Genomic DNA, 21,066 nt, shown 5'->3' with positions numbered 1-21,066 from the left:
TTTACTGTTCCAGCACGCGCCGCTTGACCTCGGAGTAGGCGTCCTCGACGCCGCCAAGATCGAGGCGGAAGCGATCCTTGTCGAGCTTTTCGCCAGACTCGGCATCCCAGAAACGGCAGGTGTCGGGGCTGATTTCGTCGCCAAGCAGAATTTCACCCTTGTGACGACCGAATTCGAGCTTGAAATCGACGAGCCTCAGATGCCTTTCGGCAAACCACGGCACCAGCAAAGCGTTGATCTTTTCGGCCATCTCCTTGAGCTGGGCCACCTCTTCGTAGGTACCGAGACCAAGCGCGACGGCGTGATCCTCGTTCATGAGCGGATCGTCGAGATCGTCGTTCTTCAGGTAGAGTTCGACAATCGGTTTCGGCAGAACGGTTCCTTCGGCAAATCCGTAGCGCCTGACCAGCGAACCGGCGGCGACGTTGCGCGTGACCACCTCGATCAAAACGATGTCGAGCTTTTTGCACAGCATGTCGCGGTCGTTGAGCTTGCTGACAAAGTGGGTCGGAATGCCGTTCTCGCCAAGCATCACAAACAGGCGGCTGGCGATGGCGTTGTTGGTGACGCCCTTGTCGGCGATGGAGCCTTTCTTCTTGTTATTGAACGCGGTCGCGTCGTCCTTGAACTCCTGTATGATGAGGTCCGCGTCGTCGGCCTGCCAGACCTTCTTGGCCTTGCCCTCGTGAAGCAGCGTGATTTTATTCATCGAAGAGTACTTCTGAGTTGGTTTTGGAATGAAATAAGCGCCGGATCAAAAGCCCCGGCGCCGGTAAAAAAGTTCACTCGTCCTCTTGGCCCGTTGCCTGCTGCACCGCGCCGGTCAGGACGATAGTGATCTGCTCTTCGGTCAGCCCGCGCTCCTTGAGGAACCACATGAAGCGGAACACGCCGAGATCGGAAAGAATCGCCTTCGGGCACTCCGCCTCGTCAAGCCCGCGCGAGCGGGCGTGTTCGTCGGCTGTGCGCAGCCAGTCCTCGATGAACGCCGCCGGACGGCCATCGGTGGTGAAATAGCCGGTCACGATCCGCTGCACGTCGGCAAAGGAGGGGGCAGGATTGCTGCTGAAAATCTGCTGCATCTCCTCGGAAATCGTGCCGAGGCAGATGACGGCCTCCATGTCGAGATTCTCTTCGAGGATGTCCCTCGCCTGCGCCTTAACATCGAACTGTTTGCTCATACTCCTGAAGACCGCCGGAGGCCCGGCTCAAGGTGATTGAAAATTCCCGATCAAGTTACGTATCGAACGGTTAAACGAAAAGAAAAAACTTCGCCCGGCAATTCGGATGCGAACAGTGCTGACAATCGAGCAAGTGATGCGTCTCGACCCGAAACTGAAATGCCATCGACTGCGACATCACGCCCCCGCTTACTCGTGAATTGCGTCAATATCCATGACGCAATTCATCGCGCTGAGCTTTTGCGCCGCCTCCTCGTTGCCTTTGGAGGCGGCCGACTGCAACCACTTCATCGCCTTGTTGAGATCGCGTTCAACGCCGAGTCCATGCTGGTAAAAATTGCCGATGTTCAGCTCGGCCTCGCCATTGCCCTTGGCGGCGGAAATGAGGTACCACCTCATCGCCTCGGCGTAGTCCTGCTCGACCCCGTGACCGTGTTCGTAGAGAACCCCGATATTGTCTTCGGCGGCGTAATTGCCTTTTGCGGCCGCCAAACGGTACCACTTCATCGCCTCTGCATAGTCGGTCTTCACGCCCCATCCGTGATGATACATATAGCCAATCTGGTTCTGGGCATTTTCGTTGCCTTTGCCGGCGACACGCAAATACCACCTCATTGCCTCGGCATAGTCCTGCTCAACCCCCTCGCCCTTCTGGTACATGTAGCCAATAGCGTACTCTGCATCTTCATTGCCTTTTGCCGCTGACAGCCTGAGCAATCTGAGCGCCTCGGCATAGTCACGCTCAACCCCGCGGCCATAGTAGAACTTCATCGCGGCGAGATACTCTCTCTCGGCATTTTCCTTGTCAGCATTCGCCTCCTGGCGTAGAGAGGCTTCCGGCGAGGTCTGGCTTGTCTGAAAATTCTGACAATAACCAACTACAGGAACGGCAAACAAAAATACCGCGACACTACTAAAAACAAGGCGCTTCATGAAACTGTTGATTTTTGGTTCGATAGCACAAACCTATCAGAAATGGATAAGCTTTATATTGTGACAATAATAAATCTTACCTGTAATTCACAAGCCTTCGCTCCGTGATAATGGCCAACCCCTCCTGCAAAATCGCGCTCGTATTACTGCTTCTGATCTGTCTGAAAAATATGATCCGGAGCGATCGAAATGATTGTATAACAAAAAACCAGAATTTGTAACGAAAAGCACGACAGATAGTACATTGTTTATCGTGCGATTTTGCACAAAAACCGTCGGCTGAAAAAGATTGGAAAATGAACTACGTTAAATCCAGACAGCGTGTTGCCGACCACGGAGAGGTTTTTACTCCGGCATGGATGGTCGAGGCGATGCTCGATCTGGTAAAGGGCGAAACGGAGCGCATCGATTCCCGCTTTCTGGAGCCTGCGTGCGGGAGCGGCAACTTCATCGTGCAGATTTTGCGCCGCAAGCTCGCCGCCGTGGAACTCAAATACGGGAAGTCCGACTTCGAGCGTCGCCATTACGCCTTGCTCGCGCTGATGTGCATTTACGGCATCGAGTTGCTGGAGGACAACATCGAGGAGTGCCGCGCCAATATGCTGGAGATTCTCGCCGAGTATCTGCATCTGGATGAACCGGACGAACTGTATCGCGCCGCCATGCACGTGCTGTCGCAGAACATCGTGCATGGCGATGCGCTGAAGATGCTCACCCGCGACGGCCAGCCGATCACCTTTGCCGAGTGGGGCTATCTGGGCAAGGGCAAGTTTCAGCGGCGCGATTTTCGCTTCGACACGCTCACCCAGTCGGCGGCGTTCAGTGCGGAAGATTCGCTGTTCGCTCATCTTGGCAAGCACGAAATATTCTCGCCCGCCAAAACCTACGCGCCGATGACCGTGGGCGATCTTGCCGCTTTATGGCCCGGTGGTTTTCCAAAGGAGATCGTATGAACGCTCAGGCAAGCTTTGCGTTACGTGGTCGCAACCCGGATGTGCTGACCTGCATCGCCAATCTCTCCAACGACGAGGTGTTCACGCCGCCCGCGTTCGCGAACCGGATGCTCGATACGCTGGCCGAGGCCTGGGCGGCAAGCCACAATGGCGCCAGTATCTGGGCGGATCGTTCGGTGCGCTTTCTCGATCCGTGCACGAAGTCGGGCGTGTTCCTGCGGGAAATTACCAGCCGCTTGACCAAGGGGTTGGCCGAAGAATTTCCCGACCTTGAAGAGCGCGTCAACCACATTTTGACCCGGCAGGTGTTCGGCATTGGCATCACCTACCTGACCAGCCTTTTGGCGCGGCGAAGCCTCTATTGCTCGAAGCACGCCAACGGCGAGCACTCCATCGCGAAGGGGTTCACCAGCGATGAGGGCAACATCTGGTTCGAGCGCACGGAGCATACGTGGGTTGACGGCAAGTGCGTTTATTGCGGCGCAAGCCAGAAGACGTTTGACCGTGGCGAAGGGCTTGAGAGCCACGCCTATGCGCTCATTCACACCAACGATAGTAAAGCTCGCGTGGCCGAGTTGTTTGGAGGAGATATGCAGTTTGACGTTATCATTGGCAATCCGCCATATCAGTTGAGCGATGGCGGCTACGGCACAAGCGCAGCGCCGATTTATCAGATGTTCGTTGAAAAAGCGCTTGAGCTGGAACCGCATTATGCGGTATTCGTTACGCCGTCGCGCTGGATGGCTGGTGGAAAAGGGCTCGATAAGTATCGGGAGCGAATGCTTTCCGACAAGCGACTGCGAAACATCATGGACTATCCGAAGCTTTACGAAGGTTTTCCGGGCGTGAAGATACGGGGCGGCATTTCGTATTTCCTGTGGGATCGCGACTATAACGGGCCTTGTGAAGTGCAAACGATCTGGGATGGCGAACCAACCGGCCCGGCAGTCGCTCGCAACCTTGACGCATACGACATTCTCGTGCGCCGTAACGAAGCTGTTCCAATTTTGGAAAAGGTCAGGGCAAAGGGTGAACCGACACTGGACTCGCGCGTTTCCAGCAGAAAGCCGTTTGGGCTTCCCACAAACTTCAAAGGAAAAGCCTCAAAGTCAGGGTTAAAACAGCCGATACAGCTCTACGAAAACCAGCGAATTAGCTGGATTGAACGCAAAGACATCGCGATTAACCCCGAATGGATTGATAAGTGGAAGGTTTTGATGACGGCGGTTCAGGGCACGAGTGCCGCCGTTGAAACCAAATTCCTCAGCAAACCAATCATTGCAGAGCCGGGAACGGCATGTACCGAGACCTATCTTGTTGCCGGTCATTTTGATACCGAAACAGAAGCTCGAAATTTTGCGCAATATCTCCGTACTCGTTTTGTACGTTTTCTTGTATCTCTCCGAAAACCAACGCAACACGCAACTCGTGACGTTTATGGTTTCGTTCCTGATTTGCCACTAAACGAAGAGTGGACAGATGCCAGGCTCTACAAGCGGTACGGTTTGACGAAAGACGAGATCGCGTTCATCGAGTCACAGGTCGCCGAACACAATGACGTTTCGGACAATGAAATTGCCTGTGGCGATGAATAAACCCACCATCGAAGAAATTCTTGCGCCGAAGCCAACGCTGCAACCTCGTATTTATGCGTACTCGATTGATGACCAGTCGCATCGAGGCTTGCTCAAGGTTGGGCAGACGACGCGCGAGGTGAAGCGGCGCGTTGCCGAACAGGTCAAAACCGCCGCTATCAGGAACTACAGAATCGAGCTGAGCGAATCGGCTCTGCGTGACGACGGCGCCACGATTTCCGACCACGAACTGCGGGCGGCGCTCGTCAGAAAAGGGTTCGAGAATGTCGAGCTGGAGTGGATGCGCTGCTCGGTTTCGGATGTCAAAACCGCGCTCGCCGAACTGCACACCGGCCAGCAGTTCACCGGCACGCATCACGAAACCTTCGCCATGCGCCGCGAGCAGGCGGAAGCCGTCAAAAAAACGCACGAATACTTCCACTCCATCTGGAATGAGGACATGCACGCCGTACCGCGCTTCCTCTGGAACGCGAAGATGCGCTTCGGCAAAACCTTCACCGCTTACCAGTTGGCCAAAAAGCTCGGCACGAAACGAGTTCTCGTGGTAACGTTCAAACCTGCTGTCGAGGATGCCTGGCGGACGGACATCGAGTCGCATGTCGATTTTGACGGCTGGCAGTACCTCTCCCGCTCATCCGGCAGCGACCCGAGGCAGATTGACCGCAGAAAGCCGGCCGTCTATTTCGGTTCATTCCAGGACCTGCTTGGCCGCGACGGAGCAGGAAACATCAAACCCAAAAACGAATGGCTGCACGAAGTGAATTGGGACCTCGTGGTCTTTGACGAATACCACTTCGGCGCGTGGCGCGAAACGGCAAAAGAGCTGTTCGAGGGGGAAGAAGAGATGATTTCAAGGGAAGAGGCCCGGCTCGATGATGCCCGGCATCTGAAGGAGAGAATTGCTGACCTGCAGGAACCTTTGGAGAAAGAAACCGACTTCCTCCCCATCACCACCAAAGCTTATCTCTATCTCTCCGGCACCCCCTTCAAGGCGCTGGCCACGGGAGAGTTCATCGAAGAGCAGATTTTCAACTGGACGTACACCGACGAACAACGCGCAAAGGAGACGTTCGCGGCGAAGCATCCAACTGAGCGAAATCCTTACGGCGCATTGCCGCAGATGCGCCTGTTGACCTACCAGATGCCGGACGAACTCCTGGCAATCGCAAGCGCCGGAGAGTTCGATGAATTCGATCTCAACGCATTCTTCGAAGCGTCGGGCACAGGCGCGAAGGCCCGGTTCAAACACAAAAGCGACGTTCAGAAATGGCTCGACATCATCCGTGGCGGGTACGCCCCCAAAGCGGTCGAACTGCTGAAGACGGGCACGCGGCCACCATTTCCTTACTCGGATGTGCGCCTGCTGCCCTACCTTCAGCATTCGTTCTGGTTCCTGCCCAACGTCGCCTCCTGCCACGCGATGGCCAACCTTTTGTCCGAAAAGCACAATACCTTCTGGCGCCAATACGAGGTGGTCGTGGCCGCTGGCGCTTCGGCAGGCATCGGGCTGGAGGCGTTGCCGCCCGTGCGCAAAGCCATCGGGAGCGGATTCGAGAGCAAAACCATTACGCTCTCATGCGGCAAACTCACCACCGGCGTCACGGTGCCGCAATGGTCATCGATGCTGATGCTCCGCAACCTCAAATCTCCGGAAACCTACTTCCAGGCCGCGTTTCGCGTACAGTCGCCGTGGTCTTTGAAGAACCCCAACGGCGATAATCCAAACGAGGAAGAGATTCTGAAGCCGGTTTGCTTTGTGTTCGATTTCGCGCCCACGCGAGCGTTGCGGCAGCTCTCGGAGTACGGCATCGGCCTGTCGCCCAACGAATCGAACCCGGAGAACGCCATCAGGGAGCTGGTGTCGTTCCTGCCCGTGCTGGCCTACGACGGCGCGAATATGACGCAGATTGACGCGGGCGGCATTCTCGACATCGCGATGGCGGGCACCTCGGCAACGCTGCTGGCCCGCAAGTGGGAAAGCGCGCTTCTTGTCAACGTGGACAACGCCACCCTGCGACGAATCCTCGACAATCCCGAGGCGATGGCGGCGGTCGAGCGCATTGAGGGCTGGCGATCTCTCGGCGACAACATCATCGAAACCATCATCAACAAAAGCGAGAAGGTCAAGGCGCTCAAGAACAAGGCTAAAGGCGGCGAACTGACGGAGAAGCAGCACAAACAGCTCACCGAGGAGGAGAAGGAGTACAAGTCCAGGCGCAAACTGGTTCAGGAGAAGCTCATCAAGTTCGCGACGCGCATTCCGGCCTTCATGTATCTGACCGACTTCCGCGAAAACACCTTGCAGGACGTCATCACCAAGCTCGAACCAGAACTGTTTCTGGCCGTTACCGGCTTGACTATTCAGGATTTTCACCTGCTCGTGAGGCTTGGAGTGTTCAACACCGAGCAAATGAACCAGGCCGTCTTCGCCTTCCGGCGTTACGAAGACGCCTCGCTCCGCTATACCGGAATCGAGAGCCACAAGGGCCTGAGTCACTACGGTCTCTACGACACCGTGGTGGCCAAGGAGTGATACCGCCAATGATTTTCAGATAATGACAGGCGGTAACGCAACGGATAAGCAAAAGAAAAAGCCCTTCCCCTACCAGAAATGAGTCCCCATATCATGCTCAACAGTTCAGGATACTCATGAACATCCCAAGGATATTCGCGCTCGTATTACTGCTTCTGACCTCATTAGCCACGCCGTCGCGAAACGGAATGTGCAAAGAACACCCCCGATCGGTAGTGGTTCTGTGGTGGAATGTGGAGCAATAGAGCTAAGTGATTTGCAGACAAGCGTATAGAAGAACAGCAAAAGCCAAGCAGCAGCAAGAGAGCAGCAAAGAAGCTCAAAATCCCCCGAATCTGGCCACAAAAAAAAGCCGGGAGTTGCCCGGCTCTCGATGGTGAAAACAACCTTCCGAAATTCAATGGCGTGACCTTTCTCGCCGCTCAAGCTCTGCATTCTGTTCCGGTGTTAAACCTTCGAGACATCGAAGCTCGGCGACGCGGGTAAACTTCCCGTCAATCCAAGCGAACCACGCAAAAAACGAAAAATCACCAACCGGTGCGCACACCCAGCCCTTCGCCTCACACTCTTCCTCTTCGAGAAGTATTTCCCGGTAATCCTCATCGGTCATCTCATCGCCCGTCAGCTTCCCGTAAGGCTCCACGCCTGCCCGCCGCGCCAGCTCTGCAAGCGATACCCCGCCAAGATATTCCTTGTTTCGTCCTTCGTATGGACAATCCGTAAGCCTGTAAATGTCCACAAGGCGATACGCCCAGCCCTCTGAGGCAATGGTCAATATCTGCGGCTGTCGTGTGGCGCGACTCCTGAGCGCCGTCTCGAGCTGCTTAACCCTATTGTCGTTTTTCCTCATGCTTATTTCGTGTTACGATTAATTTGTTTCGTGCTACTGCGCAATTCTTGCCGCCACGATCTCTTCGAGCGTCTCAGTGGACAGCTTCCTGTAATCGCATTCGCCGAACTCGTTGAACGCCGCCCTAAGCTCTTCGAGTGCCTCATCCGATAACTTCGTGTAATCGATTGTCGGTTTATCCGCTTGCTGTGAGGCCCGCACCGCCGCGCCGCCCTCCAGCGCCTTAACTCGCTGCTCGATACTTGCCATTGCCGCCACCCTCGGTTAGTTGTTCCTCAAGTTTCTGAATGCGCTCTTCCAGTTCTGAATCTTTGATCGTGCTGGTCAGGATGTTGGCGACGTAGGCCGCCGCCTTGAGGTGTGTTTCGTCTATCTCTTTGGCCTCGTATCGGTTTAGCAACCCGGCCAGATAGCGCCGTACATCGCCAAGCGTCTGTAATCTTTTTTTACTCATGGGGTGTCCCCCTCCTTTTTCTCAGTGTTCACAATACTTTTCAGGCTTTTCAGCCTACAAAAAATGCTCAGAATCGGCCCACAATCAACGATCTCGGCCCGTGTCATGCGCTGATACCATGCTCTCTCAACAGATAGTCAGCCACGTCCAGCCCGGCGGCTCGATCTTCGGCAGTGGCGCGGCCTTCGAGCAATTCCGAGACTTCCACGCCCGGCCATCCGGCGGCTTTCTCCGTCCAGTCATCAAACGCCCCCAAGTCTGGAAACAGCACAACCCGGCGGCCTTGAAGTGGTTCGAGCATCTTCCGGCTCAATGTTCCTTTACCTCCTGTCGCCGTCCAGATAAACCCCGGCACGAACCCCGCGCCGATAATGGCAGACTTCTCCGATTCCACGACGGCAACCGGCTTCGAGCTGCTCGCGGCCAAATCCAGCCCGAATAAACAGGCTGGCGGCTTTCTGTCGGGCATTTCCAGCAACCAATGCACTCCGGCAATCATGTTTCCCGGCTCTTTCACCCTTCGGCCCGTTTCGGCATTGTAGAGCATCACCTTGCCGCGCCTCACCCTTCCGGCTTCGTCAATCTGCCAAAAGCAACACGCGCCCGGCCAATGGCGTGACGTGCCGACCGAATAGGCGTTGGCGACCTCATAGGCTCGCATCACTCCGAACACCCCTACCAGCCACGCCGCGAAATTATTCTGCCCGTAGCCCGAAAGACTGCCGCGCATGATCTCATCAGGAATGAACGACGGTTCAGGCTCCGGCCTCGACTCCCGGCGGACTGGCGCGGCCCCTGCTGCCGTCACGCTGCCATCAATCCCGAACAGCTCCGAAGCTCGCCGCGCACGGTCTCGAAAGTCCGGCAAGCCCTCGACCTCTCCCAGCAAGTCCAGAACATCGCCGCCGCGCCCGCATGAGAAACAGCGAAACTTCTCGCCTCGAATCCTGAACGCCCCGGACTTATTGGGGCCAGTGCCGGAACCGCACAAGGGGCACGTGTAAAAGCCGCCCTTGCTCTTGGTGGTGACGGCGGCCACGTAGTCAGGTAGCCGCTCACGGACGGCCTGTAGTGTGGCATTGGTCATCGCCGCGCCTCTATTCTGGAACACTGTTCCACCTTGTTCCACCCGGAAAACCGCGCCATCAAAGGCTTAGAGGCACTTTTGGAACAGAACAAGTTGTGTTGTTCCACTCTGTTCCACGCGCCACCGACCACCGGGCCGCCAGTGGAACACTCAGTGGAACACTCAGTGGAACACAAAAAATGTTCTGTTCCAAAACCCCCGAAACCCGCGTCACTGCTGAATAAGTGACTGGAACAAGGTGGAACAGTGTTCCACCGCATCAGAACATCCCCCTGAAATCGTCGTCATGCTCGACGGACTGCCCCTGTCCCGGTTCCATCCGCACAAGCTGCACCGGCTCACTCTGTTCCGGCTCAAGGCTTTTGAGCACCCGCCGGACGCGGCTGTGGTTCGTGCCTGCCTTCTCCGCAATCACCCGGGTTGATAACTCTGGATGCTCGCGTTTGAGGTCAAGGATTTTCTGGTTCGTGATTTCCTGCTCGATCTCCTTGAGCGGTTTCAGGTGGTCATACTCCGTCGAGTAGTCCACCACTCGGAAACCCGTGAAATTATGGTCTTTCTCGATCCGCATAACGGCGACATTGTGAGAGGTGAACACCGCCTCGCAAGCTCTGACTTTGACCTGTTTGAGATACCGCAAGCTCGCGTCCTTGTGGCTCCTACCGATTGCGAACGCTGAATCAACGAAGTTCATCAGGTGCTTCGATCCGGCCATGTCGTTGACGCTGATAGGCGTGCTCTCGGCAATCTTCGGAGTATGCGCCAGCAAGAGGATAGATAGCCCGTAAGCCCGCTGCAAGCCCTTCAAATATTTCATCAAGGGTAAGGCGTCCTTAGCCTTCTCGGTCTCGGTCTTTATCCACGTCAGGTTGTCGATAATCAGCACCCGCACCCCGGTTTCCTGAATAAACGTTTCAATATCGGCCTTGAGGTTGTCTTCGACCGTGCCGTCGCTGTCGATCTTGTCACGGTCAACGTGTAGCCGATATAGCCGCTCTGAGAACTTGTGGTTCTCTTCGTAATTGTCGCTGTATCGGTTCTGAGTCTGCTTTCCCGATAACTCGAAATCGAAAATCCCAACTGGTTGAGGCTTCGCCTGCATCTTGAACCCCGGCATCGGCTTTCCCGTTGTGATTCCGTCGGCGATTTGGACGGCCAGAATGCTTTTCCCAAGCCCGGTATCGGCAAACAGGAAGCACACTTCGTACTCGAACCAGCATTCCGAGAAAAGCATGTTCGGTACTGGTTGAGTAGCGGCTCGCTCTATTGCATCGTTCATGGACTCAGCCTTGAGTATCCGATACCGTCCGCCGGTAGCCGTTGCTTCGGCCTCGCGCTTGAAGCCGTCCGGCTGGTTCTGATTCGCCAGCCTTTGCAGCTCATCCGTGACACCCTTCATCGTGCTGCCCTCCGTGAACATTGTTCGCAATTCGTCATTGACGCTGGCGATCTCGGCCTGATCTCCGCCTGTGAATATCTCTTCGGGCGGGTATTCGGCGGCCTGATCGATTGCTTCGTAGTACTCGTTGGTGTTCATCCTGCGGCCCTCCTTTCAGCTCTCGGAATGAGCTTGCCGCTCCGATCAACGTAATAACTGAATCTGAGCCGCGCCGGAAAGCTCTGCGCCATCACAAAGGCATCGGCCAGCATCCGCCGCATATCGCGCCGGTATTGCTCAGGGCTATCGTGGTATTGCTTGAATCGCGGGTTTTGCGTATTTTGGAACTGTCCTCGCTGGTCTCGCCCATCAGCTTTTCCTTTTCCAGGCCTCACGATTCGCCCCGTGAGGCTTTTCTTTTTTCCAGTCATCGCCTCACCTCCCTTTCAAGGTAACGTGAGTACATGCCGCCGCTTCGATCTCATCGGCGGTAGCCTTCCGGCCCCGAAGCATCCACGCCTCAATCTCCTCGCGGTTGAAATAAATCGCTTTGCCCGTTGGTTTGTAGCACGGGATTCCGCCTGTGGACGTGAGCTTGTACAAGTGCGAGAGCGAGAGGCCCGTAAGGAGTGCCGCCTCGTGCATGTTGAGAACCATCTTGTTCAGAACAAGCAAGTTCTCGATCCGCTGCAATCTGTCGTCGAGTTGTTTGTATTCTTCGTGTCCCATAGTCTCATTTTCTTGGTTGAGAAAATCGGCTTGCGCCGTTGTCTATGGGTGTAAAATCGGAAGGTAGGGTAGGGGAAAGAATAGACTATCCGTTTAGTAAACGAATGGTAAACGAATTCACGTAAACGCCTTGTTGATGATGTTATCGATAGTATCGAAGCCCCTGCTTTTTTGCCTGATTCTTTTGGTTACTTCGGTTCTGGTCTAAACTGTCAGAAATTTTGCTTCCATCTTTCCTGAGAAAATGCTTTATCGCTGTTTTCGTTGTGTTCGTTTCTTTCGGAATCGCTTCTTTGTGGATTAACCGATCAATAAGATAACCTAATGATCGATCTGTATTCAGCCACTTACAAGGCTCTTCAACCGTCGCCCCTGTGTCCATGAACTGAACCGTGAAAGCTTCCGTACTGGCAACGAATTTCTCCTTTTGTAGCTCATCGGCAAGCCGTTCGAGCTGCCCAGGTGTACCGCTCCACCCGATGAACTGCCGATCCGGCGCGCCGTCCGCCGCCTGTTCTTTGGCCTGAAGCGCTTCAAGCCGCCGCAACACGTCCCCACCGTCGCCAGTCCGCTCAAATCGCCCCGATACAGCCTCAATAAGGATTGGCAGGTACATATACAGTTTGTGGTCATCGAGGTAGCCCGTCAGGTTCTCCCATGACTTCCGGCTCCTCTCTGCTGGTTCAGTCTCAAGCAGTTGCCGGTCATCTTCACCAAGTCCGGCGACGTAAGCCTTTTTCCTTTCAGCATAGGCCTCAAACGTGAGCTTTAAATACTCTGCCTCCGGTAGCGCCTCAATAGGCCGAAAGAATCTCTCCCAAATAGCCATAAACGCCGAACTTGCTGGCTCAAACAGCGCCGGGATTTGCTTCTGCATATTCGCCACTATCCTGAGCTTTCCCGCATCCCCTTCCGCGCCCTCAATCTTATGGCATAGCCGGTCTATGAACCGCTGCCGTGGATCGGGGGAGAGGTCTTTAAGTCTGGCCTCGTATTCAGACAGCGCCAACTCAATTGCAGTGCGTTCCTCGATCCCCCACTCCTGATATTCGTCCATCTTTGGCCTGCTCTGCTGTCGAGATTCTTCCCCGGTAATAGACATGAGTAGCGTGTACGCCTGAAAAGCCCTGTAATCAGGAGCCACGGGAAACCCCGGACGTTTATCATTCCGCTCCTGTTCTTCAATGAACTCATCTTTCCATATCGTGCGCTTCCCCGGCATTGTCAACGCATCACGAGCGCCCGGATATTTTGCCGCCATGCCTTGCAGCAATGAGGTTCTTACGCGCCCTGAATCTATCAAGACGCCCAGAACCTTTTCATCAGTCCAGCCGGTTCCTTCACGAATGGCCTTGCCGTCAAACGGCGGAATCAAGCCAGTGGCGAACGCTTCCACCTCATCCGCCCACTCTTCAACCCCCTTACTGCCCGTTTCGGCAACCTCTTCCCGCATCATCTTGACCATGACCAAAGCGGCATCACGCCAAATCATGCGGATTGCTTCCGTTAGTTTTGTGGCCTCGCCCATCTTCTCGCCCTTGTTAAATGTTCAGCCCTGAAAGCTCAGGAATCCGCGCCGTCATCGCCTCGCGCCTCGTCTTGTCCAGAATATCGGCATAGATAGCCGTTACCTCGATCTCCCTGTGACCTAATAGCCTGCTCAGGGTGTAAATGTCCGTGCCGTTCTCAAGCTGCAACACGGCGAAAGTGTGGCGTCCGCTATGAAACGTCAGGTGCTTCGCAATGCCAGCCTTCAACGCCCACTCCCTGAGCACGATACTCAGGTGTGCGGAATACTTGCTTATGGCGAAGAACACCCGCTCATCAGCCGCGCCCTGTTCGCCCATCAGCTCCCGCGCCTGCTGTGAAATGTCGTGGTACTGCAAACCCTTCGTTTTCTGCTGGTGAAACACGATCCGCCAGCCGTCGCCATACTGCTGCACCTCGCCCCAGGTCAGTTTATGACAGTCTGAGAAGCGCAACCCTGTCAGGCATGAAAACAGGAACATCCGTTTCAAGGTTGGATTCCTGCACTCGGTCTTTGCCATTGCCTGAAGCTCATCGAAAGTCAGGTATTCCCGCTTGTGCGAAACGATCTTCGGGCGGCTTACCCCCTTTGCAGGATCGGCGGGAAGAATGCCGTCCTTGACCGCCTTGTTGAGACATGCCTTGAACTTCCCGAAATAGGCCGCCTGTGAAGCCGTCGAAAGCCCCTTCCCTGTCCTTGTCGTTGCATCGCTACCGAGATAATCCTTGAAGCCCTCGCAAAAGGTTTTATCGATCTCTCGAAAGGTAACTCTCGAAGAGTACCGCTTTTGAACAAAGCCGGTCAGGTGCTTCAGGGTGCTGTACCAGTTGCCCGTACCATCAGGCCGGTTCTTGCCCTCAGACTCAGCCTTGAAGTATTCAAGGAACAGAGACTTCCCTTTCACCCCGGCATCGAAGCCGTGCTGCCCGTTCTTGATCTCAAGTTCCCGCTTTGCCTTGATCGAATTGGCAAGCTCAAGTATCTTCTTGTTATGCTCTCTTTCGGCGGATGTTCTCGGCTTGTCGTCAAGGTAGAGGTTCAGGTATTCGTAATCCCTGAGCGCCTTCACCTTCCCATCAGGCCCCGGAACCGTGCCCTTGTAATAGACAAGGTACAAGCTCACCCGCCCGCTCTTGCCCTGTTTCCGCTTCGCCAACTTGACAGATACAATATCCATGCTTCCCCCTGTTTTTGATGCTCGACTCAACAGCAAAATGGAATGTCAGCAACTCCTTTCTTTTCAGGCTTTTATCACGCCATCCTATGCCCTGAAAGCTGCCAAAACAGCCCTTTTTCTGCTGTTATTCTTGCTGCTACCTTTTCATAATAGCAAATTAACAGCAAAAGAACAGCATACAACAGCAAAATATCAGAAAGAAACGGCTCAAGCATCTGAGCTAACAGCAAGGAAAAGAAGGTATTACACAAACAACGGAAAAGAGGTGTTGATTCTGTGGTGGAACGTCGAGAACCTGTTCGACACGCATGACGATCCTGGCGTGGACGACACGGAGTTCACTCCAGCGGGCAAGCGGCAGTGGACGAAAAAAAAGCTGCTGCTGAAACGGTTGCGCATCGCTCGCGTGTTCCGGGCGATCAAGGCGGATCGCGAGTACGGGAAATATCCCGACATCGTGGCGCTGGCCGAAACCGAAAACCGGCAGGTGTTCGCCGGAACGCTGGCCTCTCTCGACCGCGCCGGTTACGCCATCGACTACCGCGAAAGTCCCGATCCGCGCGGCATCGACATCGGGCTGGCGTGGAACCCGGCAACGGTAAAGTTCACCGGATCGAAGCCCTACACGGTCAGGCTCCAAGATGGACGCGGCACCCGGTACGTCATTGCCGCCGGGTTCAGGGCTTCCGGCCATCCGTTTACCGTTGTGCTGAACCACTGGCCGTCCCGCTCGTTCGACGCCCGGTGGAGCGAGCCGAGCCGCATCGCCGCCGCAAGAGTCGCCCGGCGCATCGTTGACAGCCTCAGAACCCGCGACCCGCGGGCGGAGATCATTGTCATGGGCGATTTCAACGACCATCCCGCAGACCGCTCGGTCAGGGAAACACTCGGCTCATCGTTCGACCGGAATGAAGCTCGGCGCTCCGCCAGTCGCCTGCTCTACAACTGCTGGCGTGACGCATCATTTCCGGGAAGTTACTTTTACCGGAATCACTGGGAGCGGATCGATCACATCCTCGTCTCCCCAGCTTTGCTCGACGGCAACGGACTTTCGATCGACAACCGGGCTTTCCGGGTCTTCTCCATTCCCGAAATGTTCGAGCGGCACGGAAAAGGACTCTACTCCACCTACAAACGAGGCAAGTTCAAAGGCGGCTACTCCGACCACCTGCCGCTCTTGCTCCGGATCGACCTCATGCACTGATCCACGACGCTTTGAGCAAACCGGGCATGTTCTGTTCGACGTCGGCACGAAACACGACAAAAAAAGGGCCGCACATTGGCGACCCTCCGGAACCCTGCTGTTACCGGTCAGGATTTCGATTTCATCTCTCAGTTGCTGGCCGAAATCCTCATCGAGTAGTAGGAGCGATGAACAAACACCAGCGAGCAGAAAAAGAAGATGGCGGCAAGCGTGATCGCCAGCTCGTGCTTCAGCCCGATGGCCAGCTCAATGGCCAGCAAGCCGAAGAGCGTGGTGAACTTGATGATCGGGTTCAGCGCCACCGACGAGGTGTCCTTGAACGGATCACCCACGGTGTCGCCCACCACGGTGGCGTCGTGCAGTTCGGTGCCCTTGGCGTCGAGCTCCGTTTCGACCAGCTTCTTGGCGTTGTCCCACGCGCCGCCCGCGTTAGCCATGAAGATCGCCTGGTACAAGCCGAAAAGCGCGATGGAGACCAGGTAGCCGATGAAGAAGAACGGATCGAGGCAGGCGAAGGCCAGCGTGCTGAAAAAGATGGCCAGGAACAGGTTGATCATCCCTTTCTGCGCGAACTTCGTGCAAATCTCCACCACCCGCTTGCTGTCGTCGATGGAGGCTTTTTCGATGCCCTGAAGCTTGATGTTGTTCTTGATGAACTCGACGGCGTAGTACGCGCCGGTGGTCACGGCGTTCATCGAAGCACCGGTGAACCAGTAGATCACCGCGCCGCCGGTCAACAGGCCGAGCAGGAAGGGCGGATTGAGCAGCGAGAGCTTGTCGAGGTTGGCGGTCAGCCCCTGCGTCAGAATGACGATGATCGAAAAGATCATGGTGGTCGCGCCGACTACCGCCGTGCCGATCAGCACCGGTTTGGCGGTCGCTTTGAAGGTGTTGCCCGCGCCGTCGTTGGTTTCGAGGTAGGTCTTGCCATTCTCGAAGTCAGGCTTGAAGCCGAAATCGCGCTCGATTTCCAGTTCGATATCCGGAATATTTTCGATCAGCGACAGCTCATAGACGGACTGGGCGTTGTCGGTCACCGGCCCGTAGGAGTCCACGGCGATAGTGACCGGCCCCATGCTCAAAAAGCCGAACGCCACCAAGCCGAACGCGAATACCGATGGCGCCAACATGAGCAGGTTCAGTCCCATTTCGCTGATAAGGTAAGCCGCTCCCATCAGCAGGAGAATAGCCAGCCCCATCCAGTAGGCGCTGAAGTTACCCGCGATCAGGCCGGAGAGAATGTTCAGCGGCGCGCCGCCCTCTTTGGATGCCTGCACGATGTCACGCACGTGGGCGCACTCCGTCGAGGTAAAGAGTTTGACCAGCTCCGGAATCAGCGCTCCGGCGATGGTGCCACAGGTGATGATCGAAGCGAGCTTCCACCACATGGTTCCGTCGCCGAGGCCGGAAATCAACAGATACGACGCGACGTAGGTGAGCGCGATCGAAACCATAGAGGTAAGCCAGACCAGAGAGGTGAGCGGTTTCTCGAAGTTCATCTCGGAAACATTGCCATACTTGATATGGGCGACGAAATCGTTGAGCCAGTACGAGGCCGCGCTGGCGAGAATCATCACCAGGCGCATGGCGAAAATCCAGACCAGGAGGGAGACCTGGATAACCGGATCCTTGATGGCGAGCAAAATGAAGGAGATCAGCGCCACGCCGGTCACGCCGTAGGTCTCGAAACCGTCGGCGGTCGGCCCAACCGAATCGCCGGCGTTGTCACCGGTGCAGTCGGCGATAACGCCGGGGTTGCGGGCATCGTCCTCCTTGATCTTGAAGACGATCTTCATCAGGTCGGAACCGATGTCGGCGATCTTGGTGAAGATACCGCCAGCGATGCGGAGCACCGACGCGCCGAGAGACTCGCCGATGGCGAAGCCGATGAAGCATGGCCCGGCGTAGTCGGCAGGGACGAAGAGAAGGATGCAGAGCATGACGAATAGCTCGATGCTGATGAGCAGCATTCCGATGCTCATGCCCGCGCGGAGCGGAATGGCGTAGGTCGGAAAGGGCTTGCCGCCGAGGCTGGCGAACGCCGTGCGGGAGTTGGCGAAGGTGTTGATCCTCATGCCGAACCAGGCGACCGTGTAGCTACCCGCGATGCCGATGAGACTGCAAACGAGAATGAAAACAACCTTCGACACGGCCAGTTCGCGCAACCAGCCAAAGTAGGCCACGATAATCGCGCCAACCAGCACCCAGAGAACGAGGATGAATTTCCCCTGGGTAATGAGATACGTTTTACAGGTTTCGTAGATCAGCTCACTGATCTCCCGCATGGCATCGTGCACCGGAAGCTTGCGAATGCCAATGTACTGTACAATACCGAAAACCATTCCAAAAAGACAAACAGCAAGACCCCACATCAATAACGCGGATCCCGAAATCCCGCCCAAAAAGGTAACGGAGCTGAGATTCGGCAATACCAGATCGGCTTCGCTTGCCTGCGCTTGTGGCGCGTAAAGCAAAACCCCAAGACCCGCCAGCGCCGATGCGGCCCCGACGACCCACTTAACATTTGATGGCTTTTTCATTGCTCTGATTTGATTCTCTGTGTTACTGAGATACAGAAAGACTGCCGACAGCAGGAGCATTATGAGACCACGAAAACGATGATGAGAAAGAACAGCCCTGCCGAAAAACAGGATAGATGAACATAGCATCTTTTTCCGGTATCTCATCCAAAAATCAGGAACTCGAAAGTGCTCAGAGCAGAGCTATAAACAAAAGATTTTATATCGATATAATCGCATATAATCATACGCTTCACAAAGAAAAACAAAACAGAGACCATGAGAAAAAATCACCCCGAAAAGAGCTTGCAAAACCGGATGAGTACAACCCGCCGCTTTCGGAATCGAGACCCCGGAACCAGCACCGATTCGCTCGCCTCTCCTGCCCCGAAGTTGATCCGTCTCCGGATTGATCCATTGAAAACTCTGCCTCAGCAGTGACAAATTTTATGAATAGCGGACAATAAAGTGTACATTTTCAATCGTTATGATCGATATGACACTCTCATGGTCAAGCCTGCCTTTCCATCGAAGCCTCCATCGCGAGCTTCCCCCCCCGCCTGCCTCAACGGCTTCCGGCAAGCCCTGCGTTCTTTTTTTACGCCTTTCGACACAGATAAACAAACAATCCTAACATTATAAAAACATGGATCAACAAACCATTCTGTATGCCATTCCCTTAAGTGGTGTTCTTGCCTTGTTGTACGCCTTCTTCAAGGCATCGTGGATTTCCCGCCAGGATGTAGGCACCGAAACGATGGCCACCATCGCGGGCCACATTGCAGATGGAGCACTGGCGTTCCTGAAACGCGAGTACAAAGTGCTCATCATCTTCGTCATTTCGGTAGCCATTCTTCTCGGCTTCGCCAACAGCGGCCGTCCCGGCACCTCGCCAATCATCGCCGTCAGCTTCATCGTGGGCGCTTTCTGCTCCGCGCTTGCAGGCTTTTTCGGCATGAGAGTAGCCACCAAAGCCAACGTCCGCACCACCAACGCAGCTCGTACCGGCCTGGCCGATGCGCTCAACATCGCCTTTTCCGGCGGTCTGGTGATGGGTCTGTCCGTGGTCGGCCTCGGCATTCTGGGCCTCTCCACGCTCTTCATCATCTATTCGAGCATGTTCACCGACGTGGCCGAAGTGATCAACCTGATCTCCGGCTTCTCGCTGGGCGCGTCGTCCATCGCGCTGTTCGCTCGCGTCGGCGGCGGCATCTACACCAAGGCCGCTGACGTCGGCGCTGACCTGGCCGGCAAGGTCTATGAGGGCATCCCCGAAGACGATCCGCGCAACCCGGCCACCATCGCCGACAACGTCGGCGACAACGTCGGCGACGTGGCGGGCATGGGCGCTGACCTTTTCGAGAGCTACGTCGGCGCGATCATCGGCACCATGGTGCTCGGCGCGGCTTTCGTGCCGGTCTTCAGCGGCATGGGCATCAGCCCCGTCGCGGCGGTCTTGCTGCCGTTGGTCATCGCCGCCGTCGGCATCATCGTCTCGATCGTCGGCTCCCTCTTCGTGCGGGTCAAGGAGGGCGGCAACCCGCAACACGGCCTCAACATGGGCGAATTCGGCGCGTCGATCATCATGGCCATTTTGAGCTACTTCATCATCGACAAAATGCTTCCCGCGAGCTGGGTGGCCGAAGGTGTCGCCTACTCTTCGCTCAATGTTTTCTATGCGGTCATCATCGGCCTGGTGGCGGGCGTTCTGATCGGCATCATCACCGAGTACTATTGCTCGACAGACAACAAGCCGGTCGTGGGCCTGGCCCGGCAGAGCATCACCGGCTCGGCTACCAACATCATCGCCGGCCTCGGCCTGGGCATGATGTCCACCGGCCTGCCGGTTATCGTACTCTCGATCGCCATCGTCGCCTCGTCGCATTTCGCGGGACTGTACGGCATCGCCGTGGCCGCGCTCGGTATGCTCTCCGTGACCGGCATCCAGCTCGCCGTTGACGCTTACGGCCCGATTTCGGACAATGCCGGCGGTATCGCCGAAATGGCCGGCCTGCCGAAAGAGGTGCGCGAACGCACCGACAAGCTCGACGCCGTTGGCAACACCACGGCCGCCATCGGCAAGGGCTTCGCCATCGGCAGCGCCGCCCTGACCGCCCTGGCTCTCTTTGCGGCCTTCCGCCAGCAGGCTCACATCGGCGCTCTCGACGTCACCCAGCCGGTCATCATGGCCGGTCTGCTCATCGGAGCCATGCTGCCCTTTATCTTCAGCGCCATGGCGATGGGCGCCGTGGGCCGCGCCGCTGGCGACATGATCCGCGAGGTTGGGCGCCAGTTCAACGAAATCCCCGGCCTGCGGGAAGGCACCGCACCCGCCGAGTTCGCCCACTGCGTCGATATTTCGACCAAGGCGGCCATCAGGGAGATGATCCTGCCCGGCCTGCTTGGTGTGCTCGTGCCGGTGGCGGTCGGCTTCACCTCGAAGGAGATGCTCGGCGGCCTTCTGGTCGGCGTCACCTCGTCCGGCGTACTGATGGCGATCTTCCAGTCCAACGCGGGCGGCGCGTGGGACAACGCTAAAAAGCGCATCGAAGGGGGCATCGAGTTCGACGGCGTGTTCTATGGCAAGGGTTCCGAGACCCACAAAGCGGCGGTCGTGGGCGACACGGTCGGCGACCCGCTCAAGGACACCAGCGGCCCGAGCCTGAACATTCTGATGAAGCTCATCGCCGTCGTGGCGCTGGTCATCGCCCCGCTGCTCTGAAGAGCGCAACAGGCATCAAACTCCAAAGCCCTCCCGGTAATCGCGCCGGGAGGGCTTTTTTTTGTGCTGGATTTTAGATGACTGAAAAGAAGAGGCGAAGAAGTAAACAATTTTGAATCTCCCGTCATTGCGAGCCTCCTGTATCAGGATCGATACCGCACACGGATAATGAACATGATTTTCTTCGGCAAAATCTGTCGTTCATAACTGTAGGGACGGCTCT

Annotated in this window: 20 protein-coding genes; 6 read left to right on the top strand and 14 right to left on the bottom strand. The window is 56.0% G+C overall.

Annotated features, from left to right (window positions below):
* Position 1 precedes the first annotated feature (1 nt).
* The 3 genes from purC to EST62_RS00535 form a co-directional block, all read right to left on the bottom strand.
* Positions 2 to 709, bottom strand: coding sequence for a phosphoribosylaminoimidazolesuccinocarboxamide synthase (gene purC / locus EST62_RS00545; RefSeq protein WP_129050169.1), 708 nt, complete (start codon positions 707 to 709; stop codon positions 2 to 4).
* A 73-nt stretch (positions 710 to 782) separates the two neighbouring features.
* Positions 783 to 1,181: a RidA family protein gene (locus EST62_RS00540; protein WP_129050168.1), complete on the bottom strand. Its 399-nt coding sequence runs from the start codon at positions 1,179 to 1,181 to the stop codon at positions 783 to 785.
* A 189-nt stretch (positions 1,182 to 1,370) separates the two neighbouring features.
* Entirely contained in the window at positions 1,371 to 2,114 is a 744-nt protein-coding gene (locus EST62_RS00535; RefSeq protein WP_129050167.1) for a tetratricopeptide repeat protein, read from the bottom strand.
* A gap of 296 nt (positions 2,115 to 2,410) precedes the next feature.
* Between EST62_RS00535 and EST62_RS00530 the strand changes: the two genes are divergently transcribed.
* Genes EST62_RS00530 through EST62_RS00520 form a run of 3 tightly spaced genes read left to right on the top strand, consistent with a single transcriptional unit; the run spans position 2,411 to position 7,195 of the window.
* Positions 2,411 to 3,067: an N-6 DNA methylase gene (locus EST62_RS00530; RefSeq protein WP_129050166.1), complete on the top strand. Its 657-nt coding sequence runs from the start codon at positions 2,411 to 2,413 to the stop codon at positions 3,065 to 3,067.
* Positions 3,064 to 4,662 (top strand): Eco57I restriction-modification methylase domain-containing protein, encoded by a 1,599-nt coding sequence (locus tag EST62_RS00525; RefSeq protein ID WP_129050165.1) that lies wholly within the window; start codon positions 3,064 to 3,066, stop codon positions 4,660 to 4,662. Before EST62_RS00530 ends, EST62_RS00525 begins: the two co-directional genes overlap by 4 nt.
* Entirely contained in the window at positions 4,655 to 7,195 is a 2,541-nt protein-coding gene (locus EST62_RS00520) for a DEAD/DEAH box helicase family protein (protein ID WP_129050164.1), read from the top strand. Before EST62_RS00525 ends, EST62_RS00520 begins: the two co-directional genes overlap by 8 nt.
* A gap of 397 nt (positions 7,196 to 7,592) precedes the next feature.
* Here the strand turns inward: EST62_RS00520 and EST62_RS00515 are convergent, their stop codons facing one another.
* From EST62_RS00515 to EST62_RS13705, 10 genes are all read right to left on the bottom strand, one after another.
* Positions 7,593 to 8,045: a hypothetical protein gene (locus tag EST62_RS00515; protein WP_129050163.1), complete on the bottom strand. Its 453-nt coding sequence runs from the start codon at positions 8,043 to 8,045 to the stop codon at positions 7,593 to 7,595.
* A gap of 33 nt (positions 8,046 to 8,078) precedes the next feature.
* Positions 8,079 to 8,294 carry a hypothetical protein gene (locus EST62_RS00510; protein WP_129050162.1) on the bottom strand — a complete coding sequence of 72 codons (216 nt, stop codon included), beginning with the start codon at positions 8,292 to 8,294 and terminating at the stop codon, positions 8,079 to 8,081.
* Positions 8,269 to 8,499, bottom strand: a complete 231-nt coding sequence (locus EST62_RS00505) for a hypothetical protein (protein ID WP_129050161.1) — start codon at positions 8,497 to 8,499, stop codon at positions 8,269 to 8,271. Before EST62_RS00505 ends, EST62_RS00510 begins: the two co-directional genes overlap by 26 nt.
* Before the next feature lie 103 nt (positions 8,500 to 8,602).
* On the bottom strand, positions 8,603 to 9,610 hold the full coding sequence (locus EST62_RS00500) for a DUF6371 domain-containing protein (RefSeq protein WP_129050160.1): 1,008 nt from the start codon (positions 9,608 to 9,610) through the stop codon (positions 8,603 to 8,605).
* A gap of 235 nt (positions 9,611 to 9,845) precedes the next feature.
* The gene (locus EST62_RS00495; protein WP_129050159.1) at positions 9,846 to 11,123 is read right to left on the bottom strand and encodes an AAA family ATPase; all 1,278 of its coding nucleotides are present in this window, start codon (positions 11,121 to 11,123) and stop codon (positions 9,846 to 9,848) included.
* A complete protein-coding gene (locus EST62_RS00490; protein WP_129050158.1) occupies positions 11,120 to 11,395 on the bottom strand; it encodes a hypothetical protein in 276 nt (91 codons plus the stop codon). Before EST62_RS00490 ends, EST62_RS00495 begins: the two co-directional genes overlap by 4 nt.
* A gap of 4 nt (positions 11,396 to 11,399) precedes the next feature.
* Positions 11,400 to 11,693, bottom strand: a complete 294-nt coding sequence (locus EST62_RS00485) for an AlpA family transcriptional regulator (protein ID WP_129050157.1) — start codon at positions 11,691 to 11,693, stop codon at positions 11,400 to 11,402.
* A gap of 142 nt (positions 11,694 to 11,835) precedes the next feature.
* On the bottom strand, positions 11,836 to 13,221 hold the full coding sequence (locus EST62_RS00480; protein ID WP_129050156.1) for a hypothetical protein: 1,386 nt from the start codon (positions 13,219 to 13,221) through the stop codon (positions 11,836 to 11,838).
* A gap of 13 nt (positions 13,222 to 13,234) precedes the next feature.
* Positions 13,235 to 14,398, bottom strand: a complete 1,164-nt coding sequence (locus EST62_RS00475; protein ID WP_129050155.1) for a site-specific integrase — start codon at positions 14,396 to 14,398, stop codon at positions 13,235 to 13,237.
* A 74-nt stretch (positions 14,399 to 14,472) separates the two neighbouring features.
* Positions 14,473 to 14,628, bottom strand: a complete 156-nt coding sequence (locus EST62_RS13705; protein ID WP_245153368.1) for a hypothetical protein — start codon at positions 14,626 to 14,628, stop codon at positions 14,473 to 14,475.
* A gap of 35 nt (positions 14,629 to 14,663) precedes the next feature.
* Here EST62_RS13705 and EST62_RS00470 point away from each other — a divergent pair, with 35 nt between their 5' ends.
* The gene (locus EST62_RS00470; protein ID WP_371414662.1) at positions 14,664 to 15,602 is read left to right on the top strand and encodes an endonuclease/exonuclease/phosphatase family protein; all 939 of its coding nucleotides are present in this window, start codon (positions 14,664 to 14,666) and stop codon (positions 15,600 to 15,602) included.
* Between the two features lie 128 nt (positions 15,603 to 15,730).
* Here the strand turns inward: EST62_RS00470 and EST62_RS00465 are convergent, their stop codons facing one another.
* Positions 15,731 to 18,142 (bottom strand): sodium-translocating pyrophosphatase, encoded by a 2,412-nt coding sequence (locus EST62_RS00465; protein ID WP_129050153.1) that lies wholly within the window; start codon positions 18,140 to 18,142, stop codon positions 15,731 to 15,733.
* A gap of 116 nt (positions 18,143 to 18,258) precedes the next feature.
* Here EST62_RS00465 and EST62_RS00460 point away from each other — a divergent pair, with 116 nt between their 5' ends.
* Together EST62_RS00460 and EST62_RS00455 are read left to right on the top strand one after the other, a co-directional pair.
* Complete coding sequence (locus EST62_RS00460) at positions 18,259 to 18,534, top strand: hypothetical protein (protein ID WP_129050152.1); 276 nt, start codon at positions 18,259 to 18,261, stop codon at positions 18,532 to 18,534.
* A gap of 233 nt (positions 18,535 to 18,767) precedes the next feature.
* Positions 18,768 to 20,843, top strand: a complete 2,076-nt coding sequence (locus EST62_RS00455) for a sodium-translocating pyrophosphatase (RefSeq protein WP_129050151.1) — start codon at positions 18,768 to 18,770, stop codon at positions 20,841 to 20,843.
* The last annotated feature ends 223 nt before the right edge of the window (positions 20,844 to 21,066 follow it).

The sequence above is a fragment of the Chlorobaculum sp. 24CR genome (assembly GCF_004118635.1).
GTDB lineage: Bacteria > Bacteroidota > Chlorobiia > Chlorobiales > Chlorobiaceae > Chlorobaculum.
The sequence above is the reverse complement of the archived record's forward strand: the minus strand, read 5'-3'. Positions and strand labels throughout refer to the sequence as shown.